The organism is Streptomyces sp. P17, from assembly GCF_032436805.1.
In the GTDB taxonomy this organism is placed as follows: domain Bacteria; phylum Actinomycetota; class Actinomycetes; order Streptomycetales; family Streptomycetaceae; genus Streptomyces.
Window position 1 is genome coordinate 1 of the sequence record NZ_JAVRBF010001411.1, and the last position, 240, is coordinate 240.

Below are 240 nucleotides of genomic sequence, written 5' to 3' on the forward strand. Positions count from 1 at the left end.
GGCCGCCGGCACGCGCGTGACCCGCGCGAGCCGCGCCGAGGCCGACGCGCGCGGCGTCGCCGACTTCATCGCCTGCGACGATCCCGGCGGGAACCGCGTGGAGATCTTCCACGGCGCCGCGCTCGCCGACAGTCCGTTCGTCGCGGGCCGGCCGATCTCCGGCTTCCGCACCGGCCCGCTCGGCATGGGACACGCGGTGCTCCATGTGGCCGACGTGGCGCCACTGCTGCCGTTCTACCG

The 240-nt window shown here is 76.2% G+C and carries 1 pseudogene; it reads left to right on the forward strand.

The features are described from left to right. A pseudogene (locus RMT89_RS45170) lies at nt 1–240 on the forward strand (2,3-dihydroxybiphenyl 1,2-dioxygenase); the annotation flags it as partial.